Genomic DNA, 25,937 nt, shown 5'->3' with positions numbered 1-25,937 from the left:
GACTTGGTCGCTAGCGCTTGAGTATATGGAATCCCTGCCTGCGCGGGAATGACGAGGAACTGGATGCCCGTCGCGCAGATTTAGAAGGGGGAGGGCCAACACCCCGCCCCGCCAAATCAGCCCCCCGCGCTGACCCGCCAGATCGCGTTGCCGACGTCGTCGGCGACCAGCAGACCGCCGGTCTTGTCGGTGATGACGCCGACCGGGCGGCCCTGCGCGTCGCCGTCCCTGTTGAGGAACCCGCCCAGCACGTCGACCGGCTTCACGTTCGCCGTCGGGAAGCCAGTGTCGCCAAAGGGTATGTAGACGACCTTGTAGCCCGATACCGGCTTGCGGTTCCACGAGCCGTGCTCGCCAACGAACGCGCCATTGGCGAAGCGATCGCCGAGCTTGGCGTCGGCCGAGAAAGTCAGGCCCAGTGCCGCGACATGCGGTCCAAGCGCGTAGTCCGGACGCTTCGAATATTGCTGCAACGCCGGGTTCTTCGGCTCGACTCGCGTGTCGGGATAGCCGCCCCAATAATACCAAGGCCAGCCGAAGTGATCGCCGAACTCGACCTGGGTCAGGTAGTCGGGTGCGAGATCGGAGCCGAGCTGGTCGCGCTCGTTCACGACCGTCCACAGGCCGCCCGAACTGGGGTTGATCGCCATGCCGTTGGGGTTGCGCAGACCGGCGGCGTAGATCCGCCAGTTCTTGTCCTTCGGCCAAACCTGCAGGATATTGGCGCGGTATTTCTCCGCGTCCATGCCGTTCTCGGCGATGTTCGACGACGATCCGACGCTTACGTACAGCGTCTTGCCGTCCGCTGCGGTGATGACGTTGCGGGCCCAGTGGTTGCCGGCGGGGTTGAGTTTAATGACAAGTTCGGGCTTGGCGGCGATCTTGGTTGCGCCGTCGGTGTAGGGGACGCGGACGAGCGCGTCGGTGTTGCCGATGTAGAGCTGGCCGTCGAGCAGGGTCATGCCGAAGGGCGAGTTGAGCCCGGTCATGAACACCGACTTCGTCTCCGCCACGCCGTCGCCGTTCGCGTCGCGCAGCAGCGTGATGCGGTTCGCCGAGGGCACGCCCGCCCCGGCGCGACCCATCAGCACCTTCATCACCCAGCCGGTAATCCCGCCACCCTCGCGCGGGGGCGAATTGGTCTCGGCAACCAGCACGTCGCCATTGGGCAGGCGGTACATCCAGCGCGGGTGGTCGAGCCCGGTCGCGAACGGCTGGACCTTCAGCCCGGCGGCAGGGGTCGGCATCGCGCCGTTCTGCCATCCGACGACCTTTGCGACCTTGACGGTCGGGATCGTCTGGATGCGGGGATCGGTGATCTTGGGCAGCTTGCCCGCGACCTGCTCGACCGACAATTCGGCGGTGTCGGGCCACGCGACATAGGTGACGCCCGCCGCGATCACGAGCAGGATCAGTCCGAGGACGATAAGGATGTGTTTGCGCATGACGCGAAGTTAGAGCGGAGGTCGGGCCGGGGCAATGGAAATGGATCATCGTTCAGAGCCCGACGATCCATTAGCGAGCCATTTCCCGGCCATTACCCAGCCATCACCGGGGCGGCGTCAGTCGTCCTCCTCGATCGGAACAACCGGAGGGTGCAGGCGAAGGCGGTTGATGCGCCGTTCGTCGGCCTCGGTGATCTCGAACCTCCAGCCGCTGGGGTGATCGACGCATTCGCCGATCTGCGGCACGTGCCCGGCGAGCAACGCCGCGAGCCCACCGAGCGTGTCGACATCGCCGTCCGCTTCCGCGAGACGCGCGTCGATCAGTTCCGCGACGTCTTCCAATTCCGCGCGCGCGTCGGCGTCCCATGCGCCGCCGTCGATCGGGACGAGCAACGCTTCCGGTGCGTCGTCATGCTCGTCCTCGATATCGCCGACGATTTCCTCGATCAGGTCCTCGATCGTGACGAGCCCTTCGGTACCGAAATATTCGTCGAGGACGACCGCGAGATGGACTCGCTTCTGACGCATGTCGGCCAGCAGATCGAGCGCGCCTCGCGACATGGGGACGTAAAGTGGCTCGCGGATCAGGTCTGCGATCGACGCAGGGTGTTCCGCACCCGTGGCGAGGATGTTGAAGACATCCTTGATGTGGACCATGCCGATGATCGTATCGAGCTTTTCGCGGTACACCGGCAGGCGGCTGTGACCGGCCTCCGCGAAGAGCTGGACCAAGTTGGCGAAGCTGGTGTCTTCCTCGACCGCGACGATATCGGCGCGCGGCACACCGACGTCGCCGGCATCGCGTTCGCCGAAATGCAGCAGGTTGCGCACCATCTGGCGTTCGAGCGGGGTGAGATCGCCGACCGCATCGGGAGCGGGATCGCCCTCGTGCCGGTCGATCGCGTCCTCCAACTGATCCCGCAGCGATTCGTCGGGGGTACCGAAGATCAGGCCTTTCAGCCCGCGCCAGATACTGTCGGTACTATCGCCGTTTCCGGCATTGGGGCCATCGGCCATCGTGGTCGTCAGTCCTCTGTTATCAAATAGGGGTCGTGTAGGCCGAGTGCAGCGAGCGCGTCGCGTTCGATCTGCTCCATGCCATCGGCCTCGTCGTCGTCGATGTGATCATAGCCTAGCAGATGCAGCGTACCGTGCACCATCAGATGCATCGCGTGATCCTCGACCGAGATATTGCGTTCGGCAGCCTCGGCCACGCAGACGCCGTGCGCGAGGATGATGTCGCCGAGCAGGACTTCGCCATCGTCCGAATTCTGGCTGATCGTGGCGAGCAGGTCGGACTGGACCATCGGGAAGGACAGGACGTTGGTCGGCTTGTCCTTCTGGCGATACTGGTTGTTGAGCGTGTGGACCTCGTCGTCAGACGCGAGCCGGATCGAGATCTCGACGGTCGCAGCACCGGTCAGCAGTTCACCGTGGGGCGTCCGCTCGATCGCTGCCGTCGCGGCGCGCAGGGCGAGCGCGTCCCAGTCATGGTCGGGCCAGGGCGATTCTTGGGAAAGCTCGACTACAATCATAGTTCGCCTCGGGCATATGTGGACCGAATTGGTAACGCGCACGCGATCTAGAAGGACCACGTGCGCGTTACCGATCTCGGGGATGATCGCTTATTGCCGCGTCAAATCCCGAGCATCAAGCATCGGTACCTTCGTAGGCCGCGACGACGCGGCCGACGATCGGATGGCGGACGACGTCGCCGACGGTGAAGCGGCACATCGAGATGCTCTCCACCCCCTCCAGCCGGGTGACGGCATCCGCGAGACCAGAGGCTGCGACACCGCCGGGGATGTCGACCTGCTTCGGGTCGCCGCAGATCACCATGCGGCTGTTCTGGCCGAAGCGGGTGAGGAACATCTTCATCTGCGCGGGGGTGGTATTCTGTGCCTCGTCGAGGATCACGAACGCGTCGGCGAGCGTGCGGCCGCGCATGAAGGCGATCGGGGCGACCTCGATCTCGCCCGATGCGATGCGGCGTTCGACCTGCTCGGCGGGGAGGCAGTCGTAGAGCGCGTCGTAGAGCGGGCGGAGGTAGGGATCGACCTTCTCCTTCATGTCGCCGGGGAGGAAGCCGAGACGTTCGCCCGCCTCGACTGCAGGGCGTGACAGGATGAGGCGCTGGACGCTGCCGGTGATGAGCTGCTGCACCGCCTGCGCGACGGCGACATAGGTCTTGCCCGTCCCTGCCGGCCCGAGCGCGAAGATCATGTCGTTGTTGGCGAGCTCGCGCATGTAGTGCGCCTGCGCCGGGGTGCGCGGGACGATCGTCTTCTTGCGCGTACGGATCATGATCGGGGGTGCGCCACCGCCGCCGGCATCGGCGCGGATGATGCCCTCCAGCACGGGCTCGTCGGCCATCGCGATCGAGGCGTCCACCAAGCCGGTGTCGACGTCCTCTCCGCGCTGGATGCGGGCGTAGAGATCGTGGAGCACGTCGCGGGCCTTGGCGACCTGTTCGGCGGTGCCCTCCAGGCCGATCTTGTTCCCTCGTGCGGTGATGTAGACGCCGAGGCGATTCTCGAGCGCTACCAGGTTCTGGTCGTACTGGCCGAACAGCCGGACGAGCAATTGGGGCTTGTCGAACAGCAGTTCGACTCGGGCGCGGTCACCGGACTGGGCGGGAACGGGTTTACGGCTCATACGGTCCTTTCGAGGTGTCAAAGGTTACGCCTGGAAGCGTCGAACCGTAACCTTTGGAAGGAAGATGAGGAGCGGGGCGGCGACGTTCAACCCGCGTCGCGACGGCGGGTCGGAAGAGCATCGGATCGCGCGGGCGCAACTGCATCGCCGGCGAGTGTGGCAGGGGATTGGGGTGGGGGATAGGGTAATCTTTTGGGGTTTGCGGGAAGGCCGGGAGGCATTGCCTGAAAGCCTCACGTGGGCGCACGTAAATCAGCGAAATGTCGAGTAGGCGCGGTAATTGAACCAAAACCTGTGCCACCCCGGCGAAGGCCGGGGCCCAATTGGAAAGGTCGATGTAATCAGGGACCGTCCGTCGTTATTTCCGTCCCCCAATCGGGCCCCGGCCTTCGCCGGGGTGGTAGGGGGCGGGGAAGTGGCGAACTAAGCCGCCTCGCGGACGCGCTCCACGCCGGTCAGCGAATTGGGGCCAGCGGCGGCCAGCGTCACCTCTACCAGGTCGCCGATCGCGTGGTTGCCGAGCAGGTGGACCGATTGCAGCCAGGGGGACTTGCCGATCAGCTGGCCGGGGAGTTTTCCCGCGCGTTCGAGCAGGACCGTGCAGGTGCGGCCGACGGTGGCGGCGTTGAAGGCGTGCTGGTCGCGGTTGAGCGCTGCCTGGAGGCGCTGGAGGCGTTCGTCCATGACCGATTCCGGGACCTGCTCGACGATCGATGCCGCAGGCGTGCCGGGGCGGGGGCTGTATTTGAAGCTGTAGGCCTGCGCATAGCCGACCGCGTCGACGAGGCTCAGCGTGTCCTCGAACTCGGCATCAGTCTCGCCGGGGAAGCCGACGATGAAGTCGCCCGACAGCGCGATGTCTGGGCGGACTTCGCGGACGCGGTCGAGCAGGCGGAGGTAGGAGTCGCGGGTGTGGCTGCGGTTCATCGCCTTCAGGACTCGGTCGCTGCCGGACTGCACGGGGAGGTGGAGGAACGGCATCAGGCTCTCGATGTCGCGGTGCGCGTCGATCAGGCCCTGCGTCATGTCGTTGGGGTGGCTGGTGGTGTAGCGGATGCGCGCGAGGCCGGGGATGCGGTCGAGGTCGCGGATGAGGTCGTGGAGGCCGCGCTCATTCTCGGACCAGGCGTTGACGTTCTGGCCAAGCAGCGTGATTTCGCGCGCGCCGGCGTCCACCAGCGCCTTCGCTTCGTCGACGATCGCTGCGAACGGGCGGCTGATCTCGGCGCCGCGCGTGTAAGGGACGACGCAGTAGGTGCAGAACTTGTCGCAGCCTTCCTGCACGGTCAGGAACGCCGACGGTGCGACCTTCCGGCGGGCGGGGAGTGCGCCGAACTTCGACAATAGCGGCATGTCGGTGTCGAGCGAGGGCGTGCCGGCGGCCGCCTTTGCGACGAGGTCGGGGAGGTTGTGATAGGCTTGCGGGCCGACGACGATGTCGACCTTGGCGCGGGTGAAGATCTCCTCGCCCTCCGCCTGCGCGACGCAGCCGGCGACGGCGATCATCGGCGTCTTGCCGGACTTGCGGCGCTGGTCCTTCCGCAGGCGACCGATGTCCGAATAGACCTTTTCGGTGGCGCGTTCGCGGATGTGGCAGGTGTTGAGGACGACGACGTCGGCGTCGACCGCGTCGGCTTGCGTGAGGCCCTGGGCGGCCATCAGTTCGGCCATGCGCTCGCCGTCGTAGACGTTCATCTGGCAGCCGAAGGATTTTACGTGGAAGGTTTTGGGAGGGGACATGGGGGGGGCGTACCAAATTTCGGCGCGTGGGGGGAGGGGGCGTTGTTAGGGTGTCCTCACCAGTATCAGGCACCTTCTCGGCATCAGGCACTATCGCGGCATCATACACCACCCCGGCGAAGGCCGGGGCCCAATTGGAAAGGTAGTAGTAACGGAGCGCATGCCTTCACCAGCATCGTCCCCCAATTGGGCCCCGGCCTTCGCCGGGGTGGTGTTTTCGCCGGGGTAGTGTTCCTCTGTTTGGGAGGCGGTGCGCGCTCTTGTTCTCCCGCGAAGGCGGGAGTCCAGTCTGGATCCCCGCCTTCGCGGGGAAACAAGTTAGGCCAGCGCTTCCATGCGGCGCCTTGCTTCGGCGGCTATGGCTTTTCGGTCGCCGTATTCCGCTGGGTCGAAGGGTTCGGCGAAGTGCAGCGTTGCTACGAAGCTGCCTTTGCGCTTCAGGACGCGGGCGGCGTGGTGTTGGCCGGGTTCGTCGCCGACCCAGGCGAGTTCGCTCGTCGCGGTGCCATAGTCGATGCGGACGGGTTGGACTTTCACGCCCGGCGGGGGCGGGTCGAGCGCGGCCAGCAGCGCGGCCTTGAAGGGAAGCAGGGTAACGCCGTCTCCCGTCGTGCCTTCGGGGAAGAGGGTGACGGGCCAGTCTGCCGCCAGCGCGTCGCGGATCTGGGCGATCTGGGCGGTTACGGCCATGCGGTCGGCGCGGCTGACGAAGATGGTGTGGTTTAGCGTGCAGAGCCAGCCGACCAGCGGGGCGCTGCGAAGTTCGGATTTTGCGACGAACGCGCTGCCGGTCGCGCCGGACAGGAGCAGGATGTCGATCCAGCTCAGATGATTCGAGACGAAGACGACGTCGTGGCGGAGCGGCGTGCCCTCGACGCGGGCTCTGGCGCCGACGATCCGCGCGACCAGCCCCAGGAAGCGTGGTGGCCATGGCGACCTCCGCCCGAACAGTCGCCACGCTCCATGCAACGGCAGCGCCAGAACCAGAGCCAGCACTAGCGCAGCCAGGCGCGCGCCGAGGCGTATCCGGCCGATCGCGTCAGTCCTTGCGGGTGAGGGCGACGCCGTAGAGTTCCATGCGGTGATCGACCAGGCGGAAGCCGAGTTTCTCCGCGATCGCCTTCTGCAACTGCTCGAGTTCGGGATCGACGAATTCTATGACCTTGCCGCTCTCGACGTCGATCAGGTGATCGTGATGCGCTTCGGGCGCGGGTTCGTAGCGCGCGCGGCCGTCGCCGAAATCGTGGCGGTCGAGAATGCCGGCTTCCTCGAACAGGCGGACGGTGCGGTAGACCGTCGCGATCGAGATGCCCGGGTCGATCTGCGAGGCGCGTTCATAGACCTTCTCGACGTCGGGATGGTCGTCCGCCTCGGACAGCACGCGTGCGATGACGCGGCGCTGCTCGGTGATGCGCAGGCCCTTCTCGTTGCAGAGTGCTTCCAGATCGATCTTGCGCGGCATGTGTCATTCCCTCGTTCAGTGCCATGTAGGGCGTTCGCGCTGTTGCGAAAAGGGATAGTGACTCGCAATAAGCCTTAACCGTTGATAACTCGCGAATATGTATGTGCGTCGTATGCGACGCCGGTCTTGCCGCGGTAATAGGCGCGGCGCTCGCCGACCTTGGTGAAGCCGTGCGCGTCGTACATCTTGACCGCATCGTTGCCGGCACGAACTTCGAGGTGGAGTTTCGCGATGGCGCCGACCGAGCATTCGGCGATCGCCGCGCGGATAAGGGCCGTGCCGACGCCGCGGCGGCGATAGTCGGGTGCGACCGCGATCAGCAGCAGTTCGGCTTCGTCGGCGACTGTGCGGGTCATCGTGAAACCGGCGGGGACATCGTCGACGAAGGCGAGGGTGAGGTGGACGCCGGTGAGCGCGAGGACGCCGAGGCACTGGCTGCGCGTCCACGCCTCGCCGTAGCGCGGGTCGAACGCGTCGGTCATCAGGGTGTCGACGACCGCGAGATCGCGCGCGTCGCCGGTGCGGAGGGTGACCGCGCGGGTCGCGACTTGGCGGGTGGCCATTATTTCGGGACCGAGGGTTTGGCGTCGGGCGCGCGGCCGTAGATCGGGCTTGGCGCGAGTGCGGTCAGCGCCTCGGGGAGCAGGATCGCGGAGGCTGCGTCGGGGAGCGCTTCGGTCAGGTCGATCGTGTCGTCGAGCGCGGCGAGCCAGCGGACGCCGTTACCGACTGCGCGCCGTCCTGCCAGCGCGTCGAGCGCGGCGGCGGGCTTCAGCGATACCATGTCGGATCGCGGCGACAGATCGGTGGCGAAGGCTTGCATGAAGACTTCGCCATGGCCCCCTTCCATGATCACTGCAATATCGTCGGTTAAGCGGTCGGCGAAACCGGCGGCGGCGACGAGGGGGAGGGAGGAGAAACCGGCGATCTCCGCGCCCCAGCCGAGCGCGAGGCCGCGGGCGGCGGCGATGCCGACGCGGACGCCGGTGAAGCTGCCGGGGCCGCAGTCGACGATGATGCGGTCGGCGCGGCCGCCGTTGGGGAGCTCGGCGATCATCGGGATGAGGCGCTCGGCATGGCCGCGGCCGACGACGTCGTGCGCGCGGGCGATGATGGCGCCGTCCTCGATGAGGGCGACCGAGCAGGCGGTGGTGGATGTTTCGATGACTAAAGTGCGCACTTCTTATTCCCTCTCCCCCTCGGGGAGAGGGCTAGGGTGAGGGGTAGCCAAGCAGTGCATCGCCTGGAACAGCCCCTCACCCAACCCTCTCCCCGAGGGGGAGAGGGCTAATTATCAAGCGATACTGTTGAACTTCGCGAAGTCGGGGCGGGGCGAGCGGGCGTAGATCGTCGCGGGATCGCCGTGGCCGAGCGTCGAGATGAAGTTCGTCCGCACCGCCGGCGTGTCGTGGAAGAACGCCGCGTCGACTTTCCCCGCGTCGAAGCCCGACATCGGCCCGGTATCGAGCCCGAGCATCCGCGCGGCGATGATGAAATACGCACCCTGCAACGACGAGTTGCGGAACGCCGAGGCCTCGCGCAGTTCGGCGTTGCCGTCGAACCACGACTTCGCATCGGCGTGCGGGAACAGCTCGGGGAGGTGTTCGTGGAAATTCGTGTCCATGCCAATGATGACCGACACCGGGGCGTTCAGGATCTTGGGCCTGTTCTGCGCGCTGCACGCATCCGCCAGCTTCTGCTTCGATTCGTCGCTGACGCACCAGATCAGCCGCGCGGGAAGCTGATTGGCGGACGTCGGGCCCCACTTCATGAGGTCCCAGATCGCGTGCAACTCGCTCTCGGCGACGGGCTCGTCGGTGTAGCCATTATAGGTGCGCGCGTCGCGGAAGACGGTGCTGAGGACGCTATCGTCGAGTTTCTGGCGCATCAGACGGCTCGCACTTCGGTGACTTCGGGGACGTAGTATTTGAGGAGCTGCTCGATGCCGTTCTTCAACGTCGCGCTCGACGACGGGCAGCCGGCGCAGGCGCCCTGGAGCTGGAGGAACACCTTGCCCTTGTCGAAGCCGCGATAGACGATGTCGCCGCCGTCGTTCGCCACCGCGGGGCGGACGCGCGTGTCGATCAGTTCGCGGATCTGCGCGACGATGTCGGCATCGGCGGGATCGTCCGACAGCGCGGGCTCGTCCGACGGGACCGAGAAACCGGCGCGGGCGGGCTTGAACAGCGGCATCGCGGCGGAGAAATGATCGAGCAGGATTGCGAGCACGTCGGGCTTCAGGTCCGACCAGGCGACGCCCGGCGCGGCGGTCACCGACACGAAATCGCGGCCGAAGAAAACGCCGGTCACGTCGCCGAGATTGAAGATCGCCTCGGCCAGCGGACTGGTCTCGGCCTCCTCGGGGGTGGCGAAGTCGCGGGTGCCGGCGTCCATGACGGCGCGTCCCGGCAGGAACTTCAACGTCGAGGGGTTCGGGGTGGATTCCGTTTCGATCAGCATGCACCGCATGTGGCCCGGCGGGGGCGAGGGATCAAGCGGGGAACGGGAAACGGTTTCTTTCGGGGGGTGAGGGGGCGAGCCATTCTTGCTCCTGCTCCTGCTCCCCTCCCTCGTGAAGGGAGGGGTTGGGGGTGGGTGGGTTCGTGATTGGCGTCACGCTCGTCAAGCGGCCGACCCACCCCCAGCCCCTCCCTTCCAGGGAGGGGAGCAAGAAGTGTCAGACGTCCATCGCCTTCACCGCGGCGTTCCAGCTGCCGATGTTGCGGACCGCCTCCTGGACGAAGGCGGAGCGGCGGACGATGCCGAGGAACAGGTCGGCGATCCACTTGCCGGGATTGCGCAGGGGGCGTTCGAACTGGATCAGCAGGACGACGCGCGTGCCGTTCGTGTCGTTCCAGACTTCGTGGTTGTAGGTGTCGTCGAACACGAGCGTCTCGCCTTCCGCCCAGCGCACCACACGGTCGTGGACTCGCATGCGGACGTCGCCGTCGCGCGGCACGATCAGGCCGAGGTGGCAGGTGATGAGGCCCTTGGTCACGCCGCGGTGCTCGGGGATGTGCGTGCCGGGCGCGAGGATCGAGAAGAACGCGCTGTTGAGGCCGGGGATGCGCGCGACGGCGGCCGCGGTGTGGGGGCAGCGCGCGAGGCTTTCCTCGATCGGATAGCCATAGCCGTAGAGGAAGAAGGACCGCCATTTGTCGATCTCGGCGATCGAGCGGTGATCGGGCGAGATCGTCGCGAGGCTGGGGGACGCCTCGCCTTGCAGCGCGACGTGGACCGCCTCGTCGCGGATCGCGGCCCAGTTCTCGCGCAGGCCCGCGGTCCAGGCAAAATCGCGGACGTCGAGCACCGGGTCGTTGGCGACCAGCGAGGATGAGGCGATCATGCGGTCGAACACGCCGCGGAGGTGCTTGCCGACGCGGATGATCAGCGGGCGGTTGGCTTCGGCGACCATGGGAGCGCCGGGTTTGGGTGCGCCCGAGATCACGTTCAGATCGGGCACGCGGGCGCTGCGGCGTACCGCCGGCCCGCCCGATTCCCGCCACAATGAAGACTGCCCCAGTTCGTGGCCCAGTTCGTGCCCCAGTTCGGCTTCGACCGTCATCTCTACCCTGTATCCCGGCGCGCCACGGCGCCGATCCCCTTGTTTGAACACGATATACCGCCGGTGTTGGACGAAATGATGGCAGGCGGGACCACCTTCCATGGTGCGGCGCTGGCGATGCGCGCGCGGGGACGCTACAGATGCGCTATGGTATTCTTATCGCGCCTGTATCGCGCTCCCGTCCTGCTCCCCGTCATCCTTGGCCTTGCTATCCCGGCGAGCGGCCAGATGGCGACGCAGCAGGCCGCTTCCACGCCTGCTAAGGAAGCGCCGACGCTTCCCGAACTGCCGGGTATCGACACGACCGCGTGGCTCTACAAGGGCAGCGATCTTACGCGGGACCCGGAGTGGAAGTTCGGGACGCTGCCCAACGGCATGCGGTTCGCGGTGCGCAAGAACGGCGTGCCGCCGGGCCAGGTGTCTGTGCGCGTGCGGATCGATGCGGGCTCGCTGAACGAAACCGACAGCGAACGCGGCTTTGCGCATTTCATCGAGCATCTTTCGTTCCGCGGGTCCGAATACGTGCCGGACGGCGAGGCGAAGCGCGTGTGGCAGCGGTTCGGGGCGACCTTCGGGTCGGATACCAACGCGCAGACCACGCCGACCTCGACCACCTTCAAGCTCGATCTTCCCTCGGCCACCCAGGCCGGGCTCGACGAGAGCCTGAAGATCATGGCCGGGATGATGGAAAAGCCGACGATCACCGACGCGTCGGTCGCCGCCGAGCGCCCGATCGTGCTGGCCGAACAGCGCGAGCAGCCGGGACCGCAGGTGCGGTTCGGCGATGCGATCCGCGCGACGTTCTTCGCCGGGCAGCCGCTCGCGGATCGCTCGCCGATCGGCAACATCAAGACGCTGGAGGCCGCCACCGGCGCCACGGTGAAGGCGTTCCACGATCGCTGGTATCGGCCGGAGAACACCGTCGTCATCATCTCGGGCGATATGGATCCGGCGCTGTTCGGGCGGTTGATCGTCAAGAACTTCGCCGACTGGAAGGGCATCGGCCCGGTCACGCCCGCGCCCGATTTCGGCAAGCCCGATCCGAAAGCGCCGGTCTCCGCGACGATCGCCGAGCCGGCGATACCGGCGGTGGTGACGCTCGGCGTGGTGCGGCCTTGGGAGTATAAGGACGACACCGCGATCATGAACCAGAAGCGGCTTGTCGACGTGCTCGCGACGCGGCTTATCAGTCGGCGTCTGGAGACGCGCGCGCGGGCAGGCGGTAGTTTCCTCCAGGCGGGCGTGTCGATCGACGACGTGTCGCGCTCTGCGAACCTGACCAGTGTCAACATCGTGCCGATCGGCACCGACTGGGAAGCGGCGTTGAAGGACGTGCGCGCGGTGATCGCCGATGCGCAGACCAACGCGCCGAGCCAGGCCGAAGTCGACCGGGAATATGCCGATTTCGATACGATCATGCGGACCAGCGTCGAAACCGCGCGGGTCGAGGCGGGATCGAAGCAGGCGGACGACATGGTCGGCGCGCTCGACATTCGCGAGACCGTCGCGGGGCCCGAGACGTCGTACAAGATTTTACAGGACGCCAAGGCGAAGGGCATGTTCACGCCCGCCACGCTGCTCGCGTCGAGCAAGGCGATCTTCGAGGGGACGACGCGGGCTCTCGTCAATACGCAGACGCCCGACGCCGGCGCTGCGGCGAAGCTGGAGACCGCGTTGAAGGCGGATGTGTCGGGGCTGGCGGGGAAGCGTCGCACGCAAGGTGCGGTCGATTTCTCGAAACTGCCGTCGCTGGGTAAGCCGGGCGTCGTGACCAGCCGCGAAAAGATCGCTGCGTTCGACATGGAGCAGGTGAACTTCGCCAACGGGACGCGCGTGCTGCTGTTCCCGAACGCGGGTGAGACCGGGCGCGTGTATGTGCGCGTGCGCTTTGGCGGCGGCTATACCGCGATCCCGTCGAACCGGCCTACGCCGGCCTGGGCAGGCGATCTCGCGCTGGTCGCAGGGGGTATCGGCAAGCTCGACCAGGGCGATCTCGACCAGCTGACCGCGGGGCGCAGGATCGGGCTCGACTTCGGAATCGACGACGATGCTTTCACGCTCGGCGCGATCACCTCGCCGGCGGATTATTCGGATCAGTTGCGGTTGATGGCGTCGAAGCTGGCGTTCCCGGCCTGGGATCCGGCGCCGGTGGCCCGTGCCCGGGTCGCGGCGCTGGCCGGGTTCGCGGGGTATGATTCGTCGCCCGACGGCGTGTTGTCGCGCGATCTCGAGGGTCTGCTCCGCGCGGGCGATCCGCGCTGGGGGACGCCGTCGAAGGCGACCGTCGAGGCGCTCAATGCGAAGGACTTCCGCGCGTTCTGGGAGCCGATCCTGAAGACCGGGCCGATCGAGGTCTCGATCTTCGGCGACGTGAAGACCGAGGATGCGATCGCCGCGGTCGCCAAGTCGTTCGGGGCGATGAAGCCGCGAACGGCGGTATCGAAGGTCGGCGCACCGGTCGGTTTCCCTGCGCACAACGCGACCCCGGTGATGCGTGCGCATACCGGGCCTGAGAACCAGGCGGCGGCGGTGATCGCCTGGCCGACGGGTGGCGGGATCGGCAATATCGTCGAGGCGCGGCGTCTCGACGTGCTGGCGCAGGTGTTCAGCGACCGGCTGTTCGAGCGGCTGCGGCAGGCGGCGGGCGCGAGCTACAGCCCCAACGTGTCGAGCCAGTGGCCGGTGGGCATGAACACCGGCGGGCGGATGGTCGCGATCGGGCAGGTGGCGCCGGACAAGGTGTCGTTCTTCTTCCAGATCGCGCGGCAGATTGCGGCCGAACTCGTGTCGACGCCGATCGCGGCGGACGAGCTGGACCGGATCAAGAAGCCGATGGGGCAGTATATCCTGCGCGCCTCGACCGGGAACCAGTTCTGGTTGCAGCAGCTTGGCGGGGCGACGTTCGATCCAAGGCGGATCGCGGCGACGCAGCGGATTGCGAGCGATCTGGTGGCGACCACGCCGGTGGAGTTGCAGGCGACCGCGGCGAAGTATCTGCGACCGGAAAAGGATTGGACGATGGCCGTGGTGCCGGCTGCGGCGAAGAAGTGAGGTTTGCTCCCTCTCCCTGAAGGGGAGAGGGACGGAGGAGCCGCTTGGCGACGGGAGGGTGAGGGCACGTGCTTTGGCTGGCGTGCCCTCACCCTCCCACACGCAAGGGCGTGCGGGCCCCTCCCTCTCCCCGGGGGGAGAGGGGCTTGTTGCTCGTTCGTCGTGCGGTTGTTGAAAATTAAGTCGAGATTGAGCCGAGGGCGTGACCCGCACCAGTCCCTCTCCACGTTGGGGAGAGGGAGGGAGGAGCCGCTTGGCGACGGAAGGGTGAGGGGCTTTGGCGGAGGCGTCCTGAGCCTCACGCCCCTCACCCTCCCACCCGCAAGCGCGTGCGGGCCCCTCCCTCTCCCCGGAGGGAGAGGGGTTTTTAGGGCTTGTACAACCCGTCCAGCCGCTCGCCGTACGCCTGCTTCAGCACATGCCGGCGGATCTTCAGGCTAGGCGTCAGTTGTTCGTTCTCGATCGTGAACGGGCCATCCGCGAGTACGAAACGCCGGATGCGTTCGGTGACCGTCAGCTCCTTGTTCACTCGCTCGATCGCGTGACCGATCGCGGTGCGGAACTCGCTGTTCTCCGCCAGTCGCGAAAAGCTGCAGGCGTCGCCGTTGGCCGCGCACCATTCCTGCGTCCATTCGGGATCGGGCACCACCAGCGCGACCATGTACGGGCGCTTGTCGCCGGCGATCATCGCCTGCGCGATCTCGGGCTGGAGCGTGAGCATGCCCTCGACCTTTTGCGGGGCGACGTTCTCGCCCTTGTCGTTGATGATCAGGTCCTTCTTGCGGTCGGTGATGCGGATGCGGCCGCGGTCGTCGATCTCGCCGATGTCGCCGGTGTGGAGCCAGCCGTCCTTGAGCACCTTGGCGGTCTCGGCGTCGTTGCGCCAATAGCCGTGCATGACGAGTTCGCCGCGGACCAGGATCTCGCCGTCCTCGGCGATGCGGACCTCGGTGTCCTTGAGCGCGGGGCCGACCGAGTCCATGCGGACGCCGGCCTGGGGGCGGTTGCAGGATATGACGGGGGCGGCTTCGGTCTGGCCATAGCCTTGCAGGAAGGTGAGCCCGAGCGATTCGAAGAACAGGCCGACTTCGGGGTTTAGGGGGGCGCCGCCGGAGATCATCGCCTTCAACCGGCCACCGAACTTCTTCGAAATCTTGGGTTTGAAGAGCGTGGCGACGGCCGCCTGCATGGGGCGGTCGATCAGGCGGAGGCGACCGGCGTAGCGCTTGCCGCCGATGTCGAGGGCCTGACGCAATAGGTAGGCGGAGGCGCCGCCCTGTTTCTCGATCGTCTTCGAAATGCGCGTGCGGAGGACTTCGAACAGGCGGGGGACCACGAACATGATCGTCGGGCGGGTTTCCTCGATGTTGGCGGCGAGCTTCTCCAGGCCCTCCGCGTAGTAGATCTGGCCGCCGAGCGAGATCGGGAAATGCTGGCCGCCGGTGTGTTCGTAGGCGTGGCTGAGCGGCAGGAACGACAGGAAGACCTCGTCGTCCCAGCCGAAATCCTCCGAAATCACGTTCGCGCACCCTGCGCAATTGTGGAGGATCGCGCCGTGGTGCTGCATCACGCCGCGCGGGGCGCCGCCGGTGCCCGAGGTGTAGATGATGCAGGCGAGGTCTTCGCGGGCGAAGTCGGCGCGGGCGGCGGCGGTTTCTGGGGCGGTCTGATGCGCGGCGATCAGCGCGTGCCAGTTGTGGAAGTCGATCGACGCGGGGACCTTCATGTCCTCGAGCCCGATGACGGTCTGCGCCTGGTTCGACCGGATCACCGCGGGGAGCAGCGTCTTGGCGAGCTTCGCGGTCGAGACGATGATCGCGCAGGCGCCCGCATTCTCGATGATGTGGAGGTGATCGCGCTCGGTGTTGGTGACATAGGTCGGCACCGTGACGCAGCCCGCCGCCATGATCGCGAGGTCGCTCAGGCACCATTCGGGGCGGTTCTCGCTGACCAGCATGACGCGGTCGCCGCGTTTCAGGCCGATCGCGGTAAGCGCGGTGGCTAGGCTTGCGACTTGCCGCGCGGCTTCGGCCCAGCTGGTGGCTACCCACGTGCCGGTCGTCTTGGTCCAGAGGAACGGCGCATCGCCTCTCTCCGCGGCGCGCGTAAAGAACATCGTGACGAGGTTCGGGAATCGTTCGAGCTGGCGGGCCATTGTCTCTCCTGACGTGCTCTTGCAGCTCGATGTTTTGATGGGTCGGCTTGCTTCAGTGCAAGGGCAGTATAGCAACACTCGTCATCCCAGCGAAAGCTGGGATCCAGAGCCATATACGGTATCGCTCCTGGCTCTGGATCCTGGGTCGAGCCCAGGATGACGAAGGGTTAGGTGGGTGTCATTCGGGCGCGCGCTGGAGGGCGCCGACGCGCTGAATCCGGGTGACGGTGCCGTCCTGGCTCATCGCGACGCCTTCGCTGCGGGGGTCCGCGGCGCCGACCCATTTGCCGCCTACGCGTTCGATCGCGTTTGCCTTCAGGCCGAGTGAGGTAACCTGGACCGTCTCGCCGAGCGCCTGCAACGCGGGGACCATTGCCTCGCGGGCGGTACCCTTTTCGGCAGCGGCGACGTGGCCGGGGGCGTAGAGCAGCCCGAGCGCGATCGAGTCCTGCGCGGACAGTTTCCAGTCGACCACGCCGATGATCGCCTTGGCTACCTGCGCGATGATCGTCGAGCCGCCCGCCGCGCCGACTGCGAGGCGGACCTTGCCGTCGGGGCCATAGACGATCGTCGGCGACATCGAGCTGCGCGGACGCTTGCCGCCCTCGACGCGGTTGGCGACGAGCGCGCCGTCCTTCTCGGGCACGATGTCGAAGTCGGTGAGCTGGTTGTTGAGGACGGTGCCGTCGACCGTGATGCCGGAGCCGAAATAGCCCTCGACGGTGGTGGTCACCTGGACGACGTTACCGCGCGCGTCGGCCGTTGCGATGTCGGTCGTGCCGGCGACTTCGCTGACCGGTGCGCGGGTGCGGGCGGGGGCGCCTGGGGGCGTGCCTGGTGCGACGGTCGCCATCGTGGTGGTGGGAGAGATCAGTGTCGAGCGCGACGCGAGATACTTGGTATCGAGCATGCCTTGCACCGGCACGCGGACGAAATCGGGATCGCCGACGTAGAAGTCGCGATCGGCATAGGCGAGTCGCGAGGATTCGGCGAACAGGTGCCAAGCCTGCGCGCTGTCCTTGCCGAGCTTTGCCATGTCGAAGCGTTCGAGCTGCTTCAGGATCATCAGCACGGTGACCCCGCCGGACGAGGGCGGGCCCATGCCGCAGACGCGGTAGACGCGGTATTTGACGCAGACCGGCGGGCGGTTCTTGGCGTCGTAGCTGGCGAGGTCGCCGAGCGTCATCTTCGACGGATTGCGCGCGGCGGTGTTGACCGCGGTGACGATCTTTTGCGCCTGGGGGCCGACGTAGAAGCTGTCGGGGCCTTGGGTGGCGATGCGCTGGAGGAGGGCAGCTTGCCGCGGGTTGCTGATCGTCGCGCCGATCGCGACCGGCGAGCCGTCGGGGGCGGAGAAGAGCGCGCGGGTCTCGGGCGTGACGTGGTCGCCGTAGGACTTCATGCCGTTGACGAGGCGGGGGGTGGCCTGGAAGCCGTTGGTGGCGAGCCGGATCGCGGGGGCGAAGAGCTGCGCCCAGGGAAGTTTCCCCGAGGCGCGGTGTGCGAGCGCCATGCCGCGCAGTGCGCCGGGGATGCCGACGCTGCGGCCGCCGGGAACCGCGTCCCTGTGGCTTAGCGGCGTGCCGTCGGGGGCGTAGAACCAGCGTGCGTCGGCGGCGGCTGGAGCCTCTTCGCGCGCGTCGATCGTGCTGAGTGCGCCGCCGGCGGCGTGGGAGACCCAGAAGCTGCCGCCGCCGATGCCGGAGCTTTGTGGTTCGACGACGTTGAGCGCGAGCATCGTGGCGATCGCGGCGTCGGTGGCGCTGCCGCCGGCGCGGAGGATCTCGACGCCGGCTGCGGCTGCGCGGGGGTCGGCGGCGCTGACCATGCCTTGGTCTTTGGCTGGGGCAGGTTGGCGCGCCTCTACGGTGGCGGCGGGGACTAGGAGGGCGAGCGCGAGGAGGGAGGTCTTCATCGAGCGCAAGCCTAGTGCGGTTCGGGTATGAGGCAAGTCGTCTCGCCGTCCGAACTCGCGATCCTCCCCCGCCAGGGGGAGGTGGCTGGCGCTTGCCAGTCGGAGGGGGCGGTAAGTGATGACCGCGGTTCCGTGTCCTCCCCCTCCGTCGCCTTCGGCGCCACCTCCCCCTGGCGGGGGAGGATCAGCGGGCGTCGACCCCCACCGCGTCGGGGACCTTCGCAAACCCGTCGCGCTTGAGCAGCGCGTCCAGTTCGCGGAGGATGCGGGCGGGGAGGCCGGGGCCTTCGTACACCAAAGCGGTGTACAGCTGGACGAGGCTCGCGCCGGCGCGGAGGCGGGCATAGGCTTCGGCGCCGCTGTCGATGCCGCCGACGGAGATCAGCGGGATTGCTGCGCCGGTGGCCTTGCGGAAGTCGGTGAGGCGTTGGCGGGCCAGGGGGGCGAGGGGGGCTCCGGAGAGGCCGCCGGTTTCCTTGGCGCTGGCCGAGCGCAGGCCGGGGCGGGAGATCGTCGTGTTGTTGACGATCAGCGCGTCGATGCGGTTGTCGAGGGCTGCTCGGGCGATGTCGTCGATGTCGGCGGGGTCGAGATCGGGCGCGACCTTGAGGAAGATCGGCGTGTTGCCCTTGGCTGCGGTGCAGGCGGCGAGCAGATCGCGGAGCGCTGCGCCGTGCTGGAGGTCGCGCAGGCCGGGGGTGTTGGGGGAGCTGATGTTGATCGTGATGTAGTCGGCGTGCGGCGCGGCGCGGGTGACGCCGTGGACATAGTCGGCGGTGCGGTCGGTCGTGTCCTTGTTCGCGCCGACGTTGATGCCGAGGATGCCGTTGCGCTTTGCGCTCTGGGCACGGGGAAGCGCGCCATCGAGGCCGCCGTTGTTGAAGCCCAGGCGGTTGATGACGGCGCGGTCTTCGGGGAGGCGGAAGATGCGGGGCTTCGGGTTGCCCGGCTGCGCGAGCGGGGTGAGCGTGCCGATCTCGACGCTGCCGAGCCCGAGCCCGAAGAAGCCGTCGATCGCGCTCCCGTCTTTGTCGACGCCTGCTGCTAGGCCGACGGGGTTGGGGAAGGCGATCCCCGCTACCGTGGTTGCGAGGCGCGGTACGTTCGGGGCTAGGGGCGTGCCGGCCTTCCCCCATGCGGCAAGCGCAGCGATGGTCAGGCTATGCGCGCGCTCGGCGTCGAGGCGGAACAGGATCGGGTGGTAGAAGGCCATTGCTCATCCTTGCTCCCCTCCCTGGAAGCGAGGGGCTGGGGTGGGTTGGTCCGTTGGTTAGCGTGCCCTCGCATCAGCAGCCGACCCACCCCCGACCCCTCCCTTCCAGGGAGGGGGGAAGTCAAGCTTTCGGGTCGTGCGCGATACAGAAAACCCGCCTCCAGTTGCGAGTCGTTAGCACGGCCCTGCGGGTTGACGATGCACTGCACAAGGCCCATTTGATCAATCGGATCATATCGGTCCGATTGGACTTCGAAGCCACCATGCGTCTTTCCAGCCTAGCCGACTATGCGGTCGTGATGATGAGCGCCGCGGCGCGTCATTGCGGCGGTATCGCGCGGCTGAACGCGACGCTGCTCAGCGAGGAGACCGGCGTGCCGTTGCCGACCGTGCAGAAGCTGGTGAGCCGGCTGTCCGCCGCGGGGCTGATCGAGAGCACGCGCGGGACCGGCGGCGGGTTTCGCCTGTCGCGGCCGCCGGCGATGATCTCGCTCGCCGACATCATCGAAGCGGTCGAGGGGCCGATCGCGCTGACCGCATGCGTCGACGGCGCATCGCAGGATTGCTGCATCGACCAGAGTTGCCGCGTGAAGCCGCACTGGAACGCGGTAAACGGCGCGGTTCGCGGTGCGCTCGCCGGTGTGTCGCTCGCCAGCCTCTCGCAAACCCCTGTTTCGCAGGTGCCCGCATGAAGAACACATTGCGCGCAGCGCTTTACCCCTTCCTCCGCGTCTCCGCGTCTCCGCGTGAATTAATTTTGTTCACGCGGAGACGCGGAGACGCGGAGATTTTAGAGAGCCGCTTTGCGGCCGAGGACAGATAATGGCTACCCGGAACGCAGAGGCGTATGCCGCCGCGAACAAGACGTACGAGTGGGGTTTCTCCTCGGACATCGAACAGGAATTCGCGCCGAAGGGTCTGTCGGAAGACACGGTGCGCTTCATTTCCGCCAAGAAGGGCGAGCCGCAGTGGATGCTCGACTGGCGGCTGAAGGCATTCGCGCTTTGGCAGACGATGGAGGCGCCCGACTGGTCGAAGCTCAACGTGCCGCCGATCGATTACCAGGACGCCTATTACTACGCGGAGCCCAAGGCCAAGCCGAAGCTCGGGTCGCTTGACGAGGTCGATCCGGAGATTCTGCGCGTCTACGAGAAGCTCGGCATTCCGATCGGCGAGCAGAAGATGCTGGCGGGCGTGGTCGAGGATCCGCTGAACGAGGACGGCACGCCGAAGCGCCGCGTCGCGGTCGATGCGGTGTTCGACAGCGTCTCGGTCGCGACGACGTTCCGCAAGGAGCTGGAGGCCGCGGGCGTGATCTTCCGCTCGATCTCCGAGGCGATCAAGGAATATCCCGATCTCGTCCGGAAGTGGCTCGGCAAGGTCGTGCCGCAACGTGACAATTACTTCGCGACGCTGAACTCGGCGGTCTTCTCGGACGGCACGTTCGTCTACATCCCGGAGGGCGTGCGCTGCCCGATGGAGCTGTCGACGTACTTCCGCATCAACGCAGAGAATACCGGGCAGTTTGAGCGCACGCTGATCGTGGCGGACAAGGGTTCGTACGTTTCGTATCTCGAAGGCTGCACCGCGCCGATGCGCGACGAGAACCAGCTCCACGCCGCCGTGGTCGAACTGGTCGTGCTCGACGATGCCGAGATCAAATATTCGACCGTGCAGAACTGGTATCCGGGCGACGAGAACGGCGTCGGCGGGATCTACAATTTCGTCACCAAGCGCGCATTGTGCCAGGGCAAGAACTCGAAGGTCAGCTGGACTCAGGTCGAGACCGGCAGCGCGATCACGTGGAAATATCCCTCGTGCGTGCTGCTCGGCGATGGCTCGGTCGGCGAGTTCTATTCGGTCGCGGTGACGAACAATCGCCAGCAGGCCGATACCGGCACGAAGATGATCCACCTCGGCAAGAACACGCGCTCGACGATCGTGTCGAAGGGGATTTCGGCGGGGCGTTCGGACAACACGTATCGCGGGCTGGTGCGCGTCGCGCCTACCGCGGAGGGCGTGCGGAACTTCACGCAGTGCGACAGCCTGCTGCTCGGCGACCAGTGCGGTGCGCATACCGTGCCGTATATCGAGGTCCGCAACCCGTCCGCGCAGATCGAGCATGAGGCGACCACGTCGAAAATCTCCGAGGACCAGCTGTTCTACGCGATGTCGCGCGGGCTGGATGCGGAGGCTGCGGTGGCGCTGATCGTCAACGGCTTCGCGCGGGAAGTGTTGCAGCAGCTGCCGATGGAGTTCGCGGTCGAAGCGCAGAAGCTGCTGGGGATTTCGCTGGAAGGCTCCGTGGGGTGATCCCTTCCCCCGTCATTCCCGCTTTCGCAGGAGTGACAGGGTGGGGTTGGCACAGTCAGCGCCTCGCATTTTAGAGATTTGGAATTGGGCTACATTCGATGCTGAAAATTGAAAACCTCCACGCCGAGATCGACGGCAAGGAAATCCTCAAGGGCCTGTCCCTGACCGTAAACGCGGGCGAGGTGCACGCGATCATGGGGCCTAACGGTGCGGGCAAGTCGACGCTGGGCTATGTGCTCGGCGGACGGCCCGGCTATGAGGTTACGGCGGGCTCGGTGACGTTCGACGGCGTCGACCTGCTCGAACTGGAGGCGCATGAGCGCGCCGCGGCGGGCGTGTTCCTCGGTTTCCAGTATCCGGTCGAGATCCCCGGCGTGTCGAACGTCCAGTTCCTGCGCGAGGCGCTCAACGCCCAGCGTGCGACGCGCGACGAGAAGCCGCTGTCGGGGGGCGAGTTCCTGAAGCTCGCGCGCGGGCAGGCGGATCTGCTCGGCATGGACTACGACATGCTCAAGCGGCCGGTGAACGTCGGCTTTTCGGGCGGCGAGAAGAAGCGCAACGAGATGGTCCAGATGGGCATCGTCAACCCAAAGTTCGCGATCCTCGACGAGACCGATTCGGGGCTCGACATCGATGCGTTGCGCGTCGTCGGCGACGGCATCAACCGCATCATGCGCGCGCCCGACAAGGCTGTGCTGCTGATCACGCATTACCAGCGGTTGCTCGATTACGTGGAGCCGGACTTCGTGCATGTGCTGGCGGACGGGCGGATCGTTCGTTCGGGCGGCAAGGAACTCGCGCAGCAGCTCGAGAGCGAAGGCTATGTGGGGATCGCCGCATGAGCGTTCTGTCGCAAATCCTCCCCGGTACGGGGAGGGGGACCAGCGAAGCTGGTGGAGGGGGTTCTCCACTGGACGTAGCGTCCGTGGAAGCCCCCCTCCACCCCGCCGCTACGCGTCGCGGTCCCCCTCCCCGTGCCGGGGAGGATTTGAAGGCCGAACTTCCCTCGACGCGCGAGGAATCATGGCGCTGGGGTGATCCGGCGGCGATTTTGGCGGCGGCTGAACTGCCACGCGGCGTTGCGTCAGATGCTGGCGAGTGGTTTCTCGATTTGCCGGGTGCGCGGGCGGTGTTCGTCGATGGGGTGCTCGACGAGGCTCGGAGCGATCTGCGGCATGTCGCGATCGCGCACGTCGATGGTGGCGCGCATGTGCTCGGGCGCCGTACGACCGGGACCGGCTGGTCGATCCGGGTCGAGGCGAACGCTGCGGCAGAGCTTCTCCAGGTCGTCCACATCGCGACCGGCGGCGAGAACCAGCTTCCGGCCGAGCTTCTGCTTGCCGACGGTGCGAGCGCGTCGGTGGTCGAGACGTATGTCGGGGCCGGCTGGTCGAACCGGTCGACGCGGATGACGCTCGGCCAGGGCGCCAAGCTGACGCGCGCGGTGCGGTTGTTGCAGGGCGATGGCTTCGTGTCGCTGCGCGACGAAGTGGACATCCACGCGGGTGCCAGCCTGATCGTGACGGTGCTCGGCGCCGGCGATGCGGGCACGCGGATCGACGGGGCAATCATCGTCTCGGGCGACGATGCGTTCGCCGAATATGGCGGCGTGTTGCTGACGCGGAACGATCAGCGGCAGGAGTGCGCGGTATCGGTGCGGCATGCGGCGCTGAACGGGCAGAGCAAGCAGATCTGGCGCGCGGTCGCGGCGGACAAGTCGACGGCGAGCCTTGCCGCGCGGGTCGAGGTGGCGCGCGATGCGCAGAAGACCGACGGGGTGCAGTCGTTGCGCGGGCTGCTGTTGCAGCGGACCGCGACGGTGAACCTGAAGCCCGAACTGGAGATCTTCGCGGACGACGTGAAGTGCGCGCATGGCGCGACGGTCGGCGAACTCGATCAGCGTGCGCTGTTCTACATGCAGAGCCGCGGGATCCCGCATGCCAAGGCGCAGGCGCTGCTCACGCGGGCGTTCGTCGGCGATGCGTTCGTGCAGATCGCGGACGAGACGGTGCGAGAGGCTTTCGTGGCGGATGCGGATGCGTGGCTGGAGCGCGCGTTGTGAGCGGGCGCAACGCGCTCCCCTCCCTGGAAGGGAGGGGCTGGGGGTGGGTTGACCCGTTGGCTGGCGTGACCGAGTCTCAGCGGCCGACCCACCCCCGACCCCTCCCTTCCAGGGAGGGGGGAAGATGACCTTGATGACCGAAACACGCCCGTTGGATCGTCTGTCGGACTTTCCGGCAATTCCCGAGGGGTGGGCGTATCTCGATACCGCCGCCACCGCGCAGAAGCCGCAGGTCGTGGTCGACGCGATCACGCGCGCCTATGGCGAGACTTACGCGACCGTGCACCGCGGCGTGTACCAGCGTTCGGCGGACATGACGGTCGCCTATGAGGCCGCGCGGAAAGCCGTCGCGCGGTTTATCGGTGCGGGTTCGGCGGATGAGATCGTGTTCGTGCGCGGGGCTACCGAAGCGATCAATCTGGTCGCGCAATGCTGGGCCGGCGAGCAGTTGAAGGCGGGTGACCGCATCATGCTGTCGATGCTGGAGCATCATTCGAACATCGTGCCTTGGCAAATGATCGCCGAGCGCCTCGGGGTTGCGATCGACGTTCTGCCGCTGACGCCGGACCACCGCATCGATCTCGACGCGATGGAGCGGATGATCACGCCGGCGCACAAGCTGGTTGCGCTTGGGCATGTCTCGAACGTGCTTGGGTCGGTGCTCGATGCGAAGCGCGCCACGGAGATCGCGCATTCGGTCGGGGCCAAGATCCTGCTCGACGGCTGCCAGTCGGTGCCGCGGATCGCGGTCGACGTGAAGGCGATCGGCTGCGATTTCTATGTGTTCTCCGGGCACAAGCTCTACGGGCCGACCGGGATCGGTGTGCTCTGGGCCAAGCCCGAACTGCTCGACGCGATGCCGCCGTATCAGGGTGGCGGTTCGATGATAGACAAGGTGTCGTTCGCCAAGACCACCTACGCGCCGCCGCCAGGCCGGTTCGAGGCGGGGACGCCGCATATCGTCGGTGCGCTCGGGCTGCATGCCGCGATCGAGTATGTTGAGAGCATCGGTCTGGGCGCGATCCACGCGCATGAGACGGCGCTGGTGACCGCCACGCGTGAAGCGTTGTCGTCGATCAACTCCGTACGCCTGTATGGCCCGGCGGACTCGGCGGGGATCGTGAGCTTCACGATCGAGGGGGTTCATCCGCACGACATCGGCACCATATTGGACGAAGAGCGCGTCGCGATCCGCGCCGGCCATCATTGCGCACAGCCGCTGATGGAGGCGCTGGGCGTCGAGGCGACGGCCCGCGCGAGCTTCGGCGTGTATAACGGGCCGGCGGACGTCGAGGCGCTGGTGCGCGGTATCGAGCGAGTAACGAGGATTTTTGGATGAGCGATCGGTTCGAGATCGAGGAAGTGGATGCGGTCGCATCGCCGCCCAAGGCGCGCGTCCTCATGGAGACGGACTCCGACGCGGAGCGTAAGCGGGATTATCTTGCCGGTTTTCTCGCCCAGAAGCCGCAGGTGGATTCGCCCGGCGAGCCCGGTGGCGCGGTGTACGATGCGATCATCGATGCGCTGAAGGAGATTTACGATCCCGAGATGCCGGTGAACATCTATGATCTGGGGCTGATCTACGGCGTCGAGGTGACCGAGGACGGGCATGCGGTGGTGGCGATGACGCTGACGACGCCGAACTGCCCGGTCGCGGAGTCGATGCCGGCTGAGGTCGAGATGCGGGTCGGGTCGGTGCCTGGGGTCGGGTTCGCGGAAGTGAACCTGGTCTGGGATCCGCCCTGGGATCCGCAGAAGATGTCGGACGAGGCGAAGTTAGAGCTGGGTATGCTCTGAGTTTTGCCCCTCCCGCATGCGGGAGGGGCAGGGGGTGGGCTCGCGCTCACCTCGCGAACGATGGTTTTGAGTGGCTGGCCGGGAGCCCACCCCCGGCCCCTCCCGCTTACGGGAGGGGGGAAGGAAGAAGAGATGGCGACGACATTGCGAGCACGGCCGGCGGCGCTGAACCTCACGGCGACGGCGCATGCGCGGATTGCGGATTTGATGGCGTGCGCGCCGGCTGACGCTATTGGCGTGAAGCTGTCGACGCCCAAGCGCGGGTGTTCGGGGCTGGCTTACTCTGTGGATTACGTCACCGAGGCGAAGCCGTTTGACGAGCGGATCGATACGCCGGGGGGGACCTTGTTCGTTGATGGCGGGTCGATCCTGTATCTGATCGGGTCGACAATGGATTGGGTCGAGGACGACTTCACCGCCGGCTTCGTCTTCCAGAACCCCAACGCCAAGGGTGCGTGCGGGTGTGGGGAAAGCTTCACCGTTTAAGACGCCTTCGAACTCACGGTAAGGCAGACCGATTTTTCTCCCCTCCCTGAAAGGGAGGGGGCGGGGGTGGGTCGGGTT

23 protein-coding genes are annotated in these 25,937 nt (G+C 66.6%); 8 read left to right on the top strand and 15 right to left on the bottom strand.

The annotated features are described in order from the left end of the window. Positions 1–116: 116 nt before the first annotated feature. The 12 genes from U1708_RS11255 to U1708_RS11200 form a co-directional block, all read right to left on the bottom strand. The gene (locus U1708_RS11255; protein WP_332745672.1) at positions 117–1,445 is read right to left on the bottom strand and encodes a PQQ-dependent sugar dehydrogenase; all 1,329 of its coding nucleotides are present in this window, start codon (positions 1,443–1,445) and stop codon (positions 117–119) included. A 117-nt stretch (positions 1,446–1,562) separates the two neighbouring features. Continuing rightward, on the bottom strand, positions 1,563–2,462 hold the full coding sequence (locus U1708_RS11250) for a hemolysin family protein (protein ID WP_332745670.1): 900 nt from the start codon (positions 2,460–2,462) through the stop codon (positions 1,563–1,565). Positions 2,463–2,470: 8 nt separating this feature from the next. Continuing rightward, positions 2,471–2,980, bottom strand: coding sequence for an rRNA maturation RNase YbeY (gene ybeY / locus U1708_RS11245; protein WP_332745668.1), 510 nt, complete (start codon positions 2,978–2,980; stop codon positions 2,471–2,473). A 115-nt stretch (positions 2,981–3,095) separates the two neighbouring features. Continuing rightward, positions 3,096–4,100, bottom strand: coding sequence for a PhoH family protein (locus U1708_RS11240; RefSeq protein WP_132737677.1), 1,005 nt, complete (start codon positions 4,098–4,100; stop codon positions 3,096–3,098). A 423-nt stretch (positions 4,101–4,523) separates the two neighbouring features. After that, a complete protein-coding gene (gene miaB / locus U1708_RS11235) occupies positions 4,524–5,840 on the bottom strand; it encodes a tRNA (N6-isopentenyl adenosine(37)-C2)-methylthiotransferase MiaB (protein WP_332745663.1) in 1,317 nt (438 codons plus the stop codon). Positions 5,841–6,158: 318 nt separating this feature from the next. Next, positions 6,159–6,836, bottom strand: coding sequence for a lysophospholipid acyltransferase family protein (locus U1708_RS11230; RefSeq protein ID WP_332745661.1), 678 nt, complete (start codon positions 6,834–6,836; stop codon positions 6,159–6,161). Positions 6,837–6,879: 43 nt separating this feature from the next. Then, entirely contained in the window at positions 6,880–7,302 is a 423-nt protein-coding gene (locus U1708_RS11225; protein ID WP_056047123.1) for a Fur family transcriptional regulator, read from the bottom strand. Between the two features lie 74 nt (positions 7,303–7,376). Then, the gene (locus tag U1708_RS11220) at positions 7,377–7,865 is read right to left on the bottom strand and encodes a GNAT family N-acetyltransferase (protein WP_332745656.1); all 489 of its coding nucleotides are present in this window, start codon (positions 7,863–7,865) and stop codon (positions 7,377–7,379) included. After that, entirely contained in the window at positions 7,865–8,482 is a 618-nt protein-coding gene (tsaB, locus tag U1708_RS11215) for a tRNA (adenosine(37)-N6)-threonylcarbamoyltransferase complex dimerization subunit type 1 TsaB (RefSeq protein WP_332745654.1), read from the bottom strand. Before tsaB ends, U1708_RS11220 begins: the two co-directional genes overlap by 1 nt. Before the next feature lie 114 nt (positions 8,483–8,596). Beyond that, positions 8,597–9,190, bottom strand: coding sequence for a malonic semialdehyde reductase (locus U1708_RS11210; RefSeq protein WP_332745652.1), 594 nt, complete (start codon positions 9,188–9,190; stop codon positions 8,597–8,599). Next, on the bottom strand, positions 9,190–9,762 hold the full coding sequence (locus U1708_RS11205; protein ID WP_187504735.1) for a NifU family protein: 573 nt from the start codon (positions 9,760–9,762) through the stop codon (positions 9,190–9,192). Before U1708_RS11205 ends, U1708_RS11210 begins: the two co-directional genes overlap by 1 nt. A gap of 217 nt (positions 9,763–9,979) precedes the next feature. Further along, entirely contained in the window at positions 9,980–10,717 is a 738-nt protein-coding gene (locus tag U1708_RS11200) for an aspartyl/asparaginyl beta-hydroxylase domain-containing protein (protein WP_443030042.1), read from the bottom strand. 297 nt (positions 10,718–11,014) lie between these two features. Here U1708_RS11200 and U1708_RS11195 point away from each other — a divergent pair, with 297 nt between their 5' ends. Continuing rightward, complete coding sequence (locus tag U1708_RS11195; RefSeq protein WP_332745646.1) at positions 11,015–13,918, top strand: M16 family metallopeptidase; 2,904 nt, start codon at positions 11,015–11,017, stop codon at positions 13,916–13,918. Between the two features lie 367 nt (positions 13,919–14,285). Here the strand turns inward: U1708_RS11195 and U1708_RS11190 are convergent, their stop codons facing one another. The 3 genes from U1708_RS11190 to U1708_RS11180 form a co-directional block, all read right to left on the bottom strand. Then, complete coding sequence (locus U1708_RS11190) at positions 14,286–16,073, bottom strand: AMP-dependent synthetase/ligase (RefSeq protein ID WP_332745644.1); 1,788 nt, start codon at positions 16,071–16,073, stop codon at positions 14,286–14,288. Between the two features lie 178 nt (positions 16,074–16,251). Beyond that, on the bottom strand, positions 16,252–17,988 hold the full coding sequence (gene ggt / locus U1708_RS11185; protein ID WP_332745642.1) for a gamma-glutamyltransferase: 1,737 nt from the start codon (positions 17,986–17,988) through the stop codon (positions 16,252–16,254). Between the two features lie 184 nt (positions 17,989–18,172). After that, complete coding sequence (locus U1708_RS11180) at positions 18,173–19,201, bottom strand: quinone-dependent dihydroorotate dehydrogenase (protein ID WP_332745640.1); 1,029 nt, start codon at positions 19,199–19,201, stop codon at positions 18,173–18,175. Between the two features lie 263 nt (positions 19,202–19,464). Between U1708_RS11180 and U1708_RS11175 the strand changes: the two genes are divergently transcribed. The 7 genes from U1708_RS11175 (at position 19,465) to U1708_RS11145 (ending at position 25,859) form a co-directional block, all read left to right on the top strand. Next, positions 19,465–19,893, top strand: a complete 429-nt coding sequence (locus U1708_RS11175) for an SUF system Fe-S cluster assembly regulator (protein WP_332745638.1) — start codon at positions 19,465–19,467, stop codon at positions 19,891–19,893. A gap of 130 nt (positions 19,894–20,023) precedes the next feature. After that, on the top strand, positions 20,024–21,514 hold the full coding sequence (gene sufB / locus U1708_RS11170) for a Fe-S cluster assembly protein SufB (RefSeq protein WP_131586250.1): 1,491 nt from the start codon (positions 20,024–20,026) through the stop codon (positions 21,512–21,514). Positions 21,515–21,612: 98 nt separating this feature from the next. Further along, positions 21,613–22,356: a Fe-S cluster assembly ATPase SufC gene (gene sufC, locus U1708_RS11165; RefSeq protein WP_254687880.1), complete on the top strand. Its 744-nt coding sequence runs from the start codon at positions 21,613–21,615 to the stop codon at positions 22,354–22,356. Between the two features lie 146 nt (positions 22,357–22,502). Beyond that, on the top strand, positions 22,503–23,576 hold the full coding sequence (locus tag U1708_RS11160; RefSeq protein ID WP_332745630.1) for a SufB/SufD family protein: 1,074 nt from the start codon (positions 22,503–22,505) through the stop codon (positions 23,574–23,576). 124 nt (positions 23,577–23,700) lie between these two features. Continuing rightward, positions 23,701–24,915 carry a cysteine desulfurase gene (locus U1708_RS11155; RefSeq protein ID WP_332745628.1) on the top strand — a complete coding sequence of 405 codons (1,215 nt, stop codon included), beginning with the start codon at positions 23,701–23,703 and terminating at the stop codon, positions 24,913–24,915. Beyond that, complete coding sequence (locus U1708_RS11150; RefSeq protein WP_332745626.1) at positions 24,912–25,373, top strand: SUF system Fe-S cluster assembly protein; 462 nt, start codon at positions 24,912–24,914, stop codon at positions 25,371–25,373. Before U1708_RS11155 ends, U1708_RS11150 begins: the two co-directional genes overlap by 4 nt. Before the next feature lie 132 nt (positions 25,374–25,505). Next, a complete protein-coding gene (locus U1708_RS11145; RefSeq protein ID WP_332745624.1) occupies positions 25,506–25,859 on the top strand; it encodes a HesB/IscA family protein in 354 nt (117 codons plus the stop codon). Positions 25,860–25,937 lie beyond the last annotated feature (78 nt).

Origin of the sequence: Sphingomonas arabinosi (genome assembly GCF_036663715.1) — a bacterium.
Lineage (GTDB): Bacteria > Pseudomonadota > Alphaproteobacteria > Sphingomonadales > Sphingomonadaceae > Sphingomonas.
The sequence above is the reverse complement of the archived record's forward strand: the minus strand, read 5'-3'. Positions and strand labels throughout refer to the sequence as shown.

Excerpts from the sequence above, each read along its gene's own strand:
- sufB (WP_131586250.1), top strand. The coding sequence starts at position 20,024 with ATGGCTACCCGGAACGCAGAGGCGTATGCCGCCGCGAACAAGACGTAC.
- miaB (WP_332745663.1), bottom strand. The coding sequence starts at position 5,840 with ATGTCCCCTCCCAAAACCTTCCACGTAAAATCCTTCGGCTGCCAGATG.
- U1708_RS11220 (WP_332745656.1), bottom strand. The coding sequence starts at position 7,865 with ATGGCCACCCGCCAAGTCGCGACCCGCGCGGTCACCCTCCGCACCGGC.
- U1708_RS11255 (WP_332745672.1), bottom strand. The coding sequence starts at position 1,445 with ATGCGCAAACACATCCTTATCGTCCTCGGACTGATCCTGCTCGTGATC.
- U1708_RS11190 (WP_332745644.1), bottom strand. The coding sequence starts at position 16,073 with ATGGCCCGCCAGCTCGAACGATTCCCGAACCTCGTCACGATGTTCTTT.
- U1708_RS11155 (WP_332745628.1), top strand. The coding sequence starts at position 23,701 with ATGACCTTGATGACCGAAACACGCCCGTTGGATCGTCTGTCGGACTTT.
- U1708_RS11250 (WP_332745670.1), bottom strand. The coding sequence starts at position 2,462 with ATGGCCGATGGCCCCAATGCCGGAAACGGCGATAGTACCGACAGTATC.
- U1708_RS11150 (WP_332745626.1), top strand. The coding sequence starts at position 24,912 with ATGAGCGATCGGTTCGAGATCGAGGAAGTGGATGCGGTCGCATCGCCG.
- sufC (WP_254687880.1), top strand. The coding sequence starts at position 21,613 with ATGCTGAAAATTGAAAACCTCCACGCCGAGATCGACGGCAAGGAAATC.
- U1708_RS11225 (WP_056047123.1), bottom strand. The coding sequence starts at position 7,302 with ATGCCGCGCAAGATCGATCTGGAAGCACTCTGCAACGAGAAGGGCCTG.
- U1708_RS11180 (WP_332745640.1), bottom strand. The coding sequence starts at position 19,201 with ATGGCCTTCTACCACCCGATCCTGTTCCGCCTCGACGCCGAGCGCGCG.
- U1708_RS11240 (WP_132737677.1), bottom strand. The coding sequence starts at position 4,100 with ATGAGCCGTAAACCCGTTCCCGCCCAGTCCGGTGACCGCGCCCGAGTC.
- ybeY (WP_332745668.1), bottom strand. The coding sequence starts at position 2,980 with ATGATTGTAGTCGAGCTTTCCCAAGAATCGCCCTGGCCCGACCATGAC.
- U1708_RS11175 (WP_332745638.1), top strand. The coding sequence starts at position 19,465 with ATGCGTCTTTCCAGCCTAGCCGACTATGCGGTCGTGATGATGAGCGCC.
- ggt (WP_332745642.1), bottom strand. The coding sequence starts at position 17,988 with ATGAAGACCTCCCTCCTCGCGCTCGCCCTCCTAGTCCCCGCCGCCACC.
- U1708_RS11210 (WP_332745652.1), bottom strand. The coding sequence starts at position 9,190 with ATGCGCCAGAAACTCGACGATAGCGTCCTCAGCACCGTCTTCCGCGAC.
- U1708_RS11195 (WP_332745646.1), top strand. The coding sequence starts at position 11,015 with ATGGTATTCTTATCGCGCCTGTATCGCGCTCCCGTCCTGCTCCCCGTC.
- U1708_RS11200 (WP_443030042.1), bottom strand. The coding sequence starts at position 10,717 with ATGGTCGCCGAAGCCAACCGCCCGCTGATCATCCGCGTCGGCAAGCAC.
- U1708_RS11145 (WP_332745624.1), top strand. The coding sequence starts at position 25,506 with ATGGCGACGACATTGCGAGCACGGCCGGCGGCGCTGAACCTCACGGCG.
- U1708_RS11205 (WP_187504735.1), bottom strand. The coding sequence starts at position 9,762 with ATGCTGATCGAAACGGAATCCACCCCGAACCCCTCGACGTTGAAGTTC.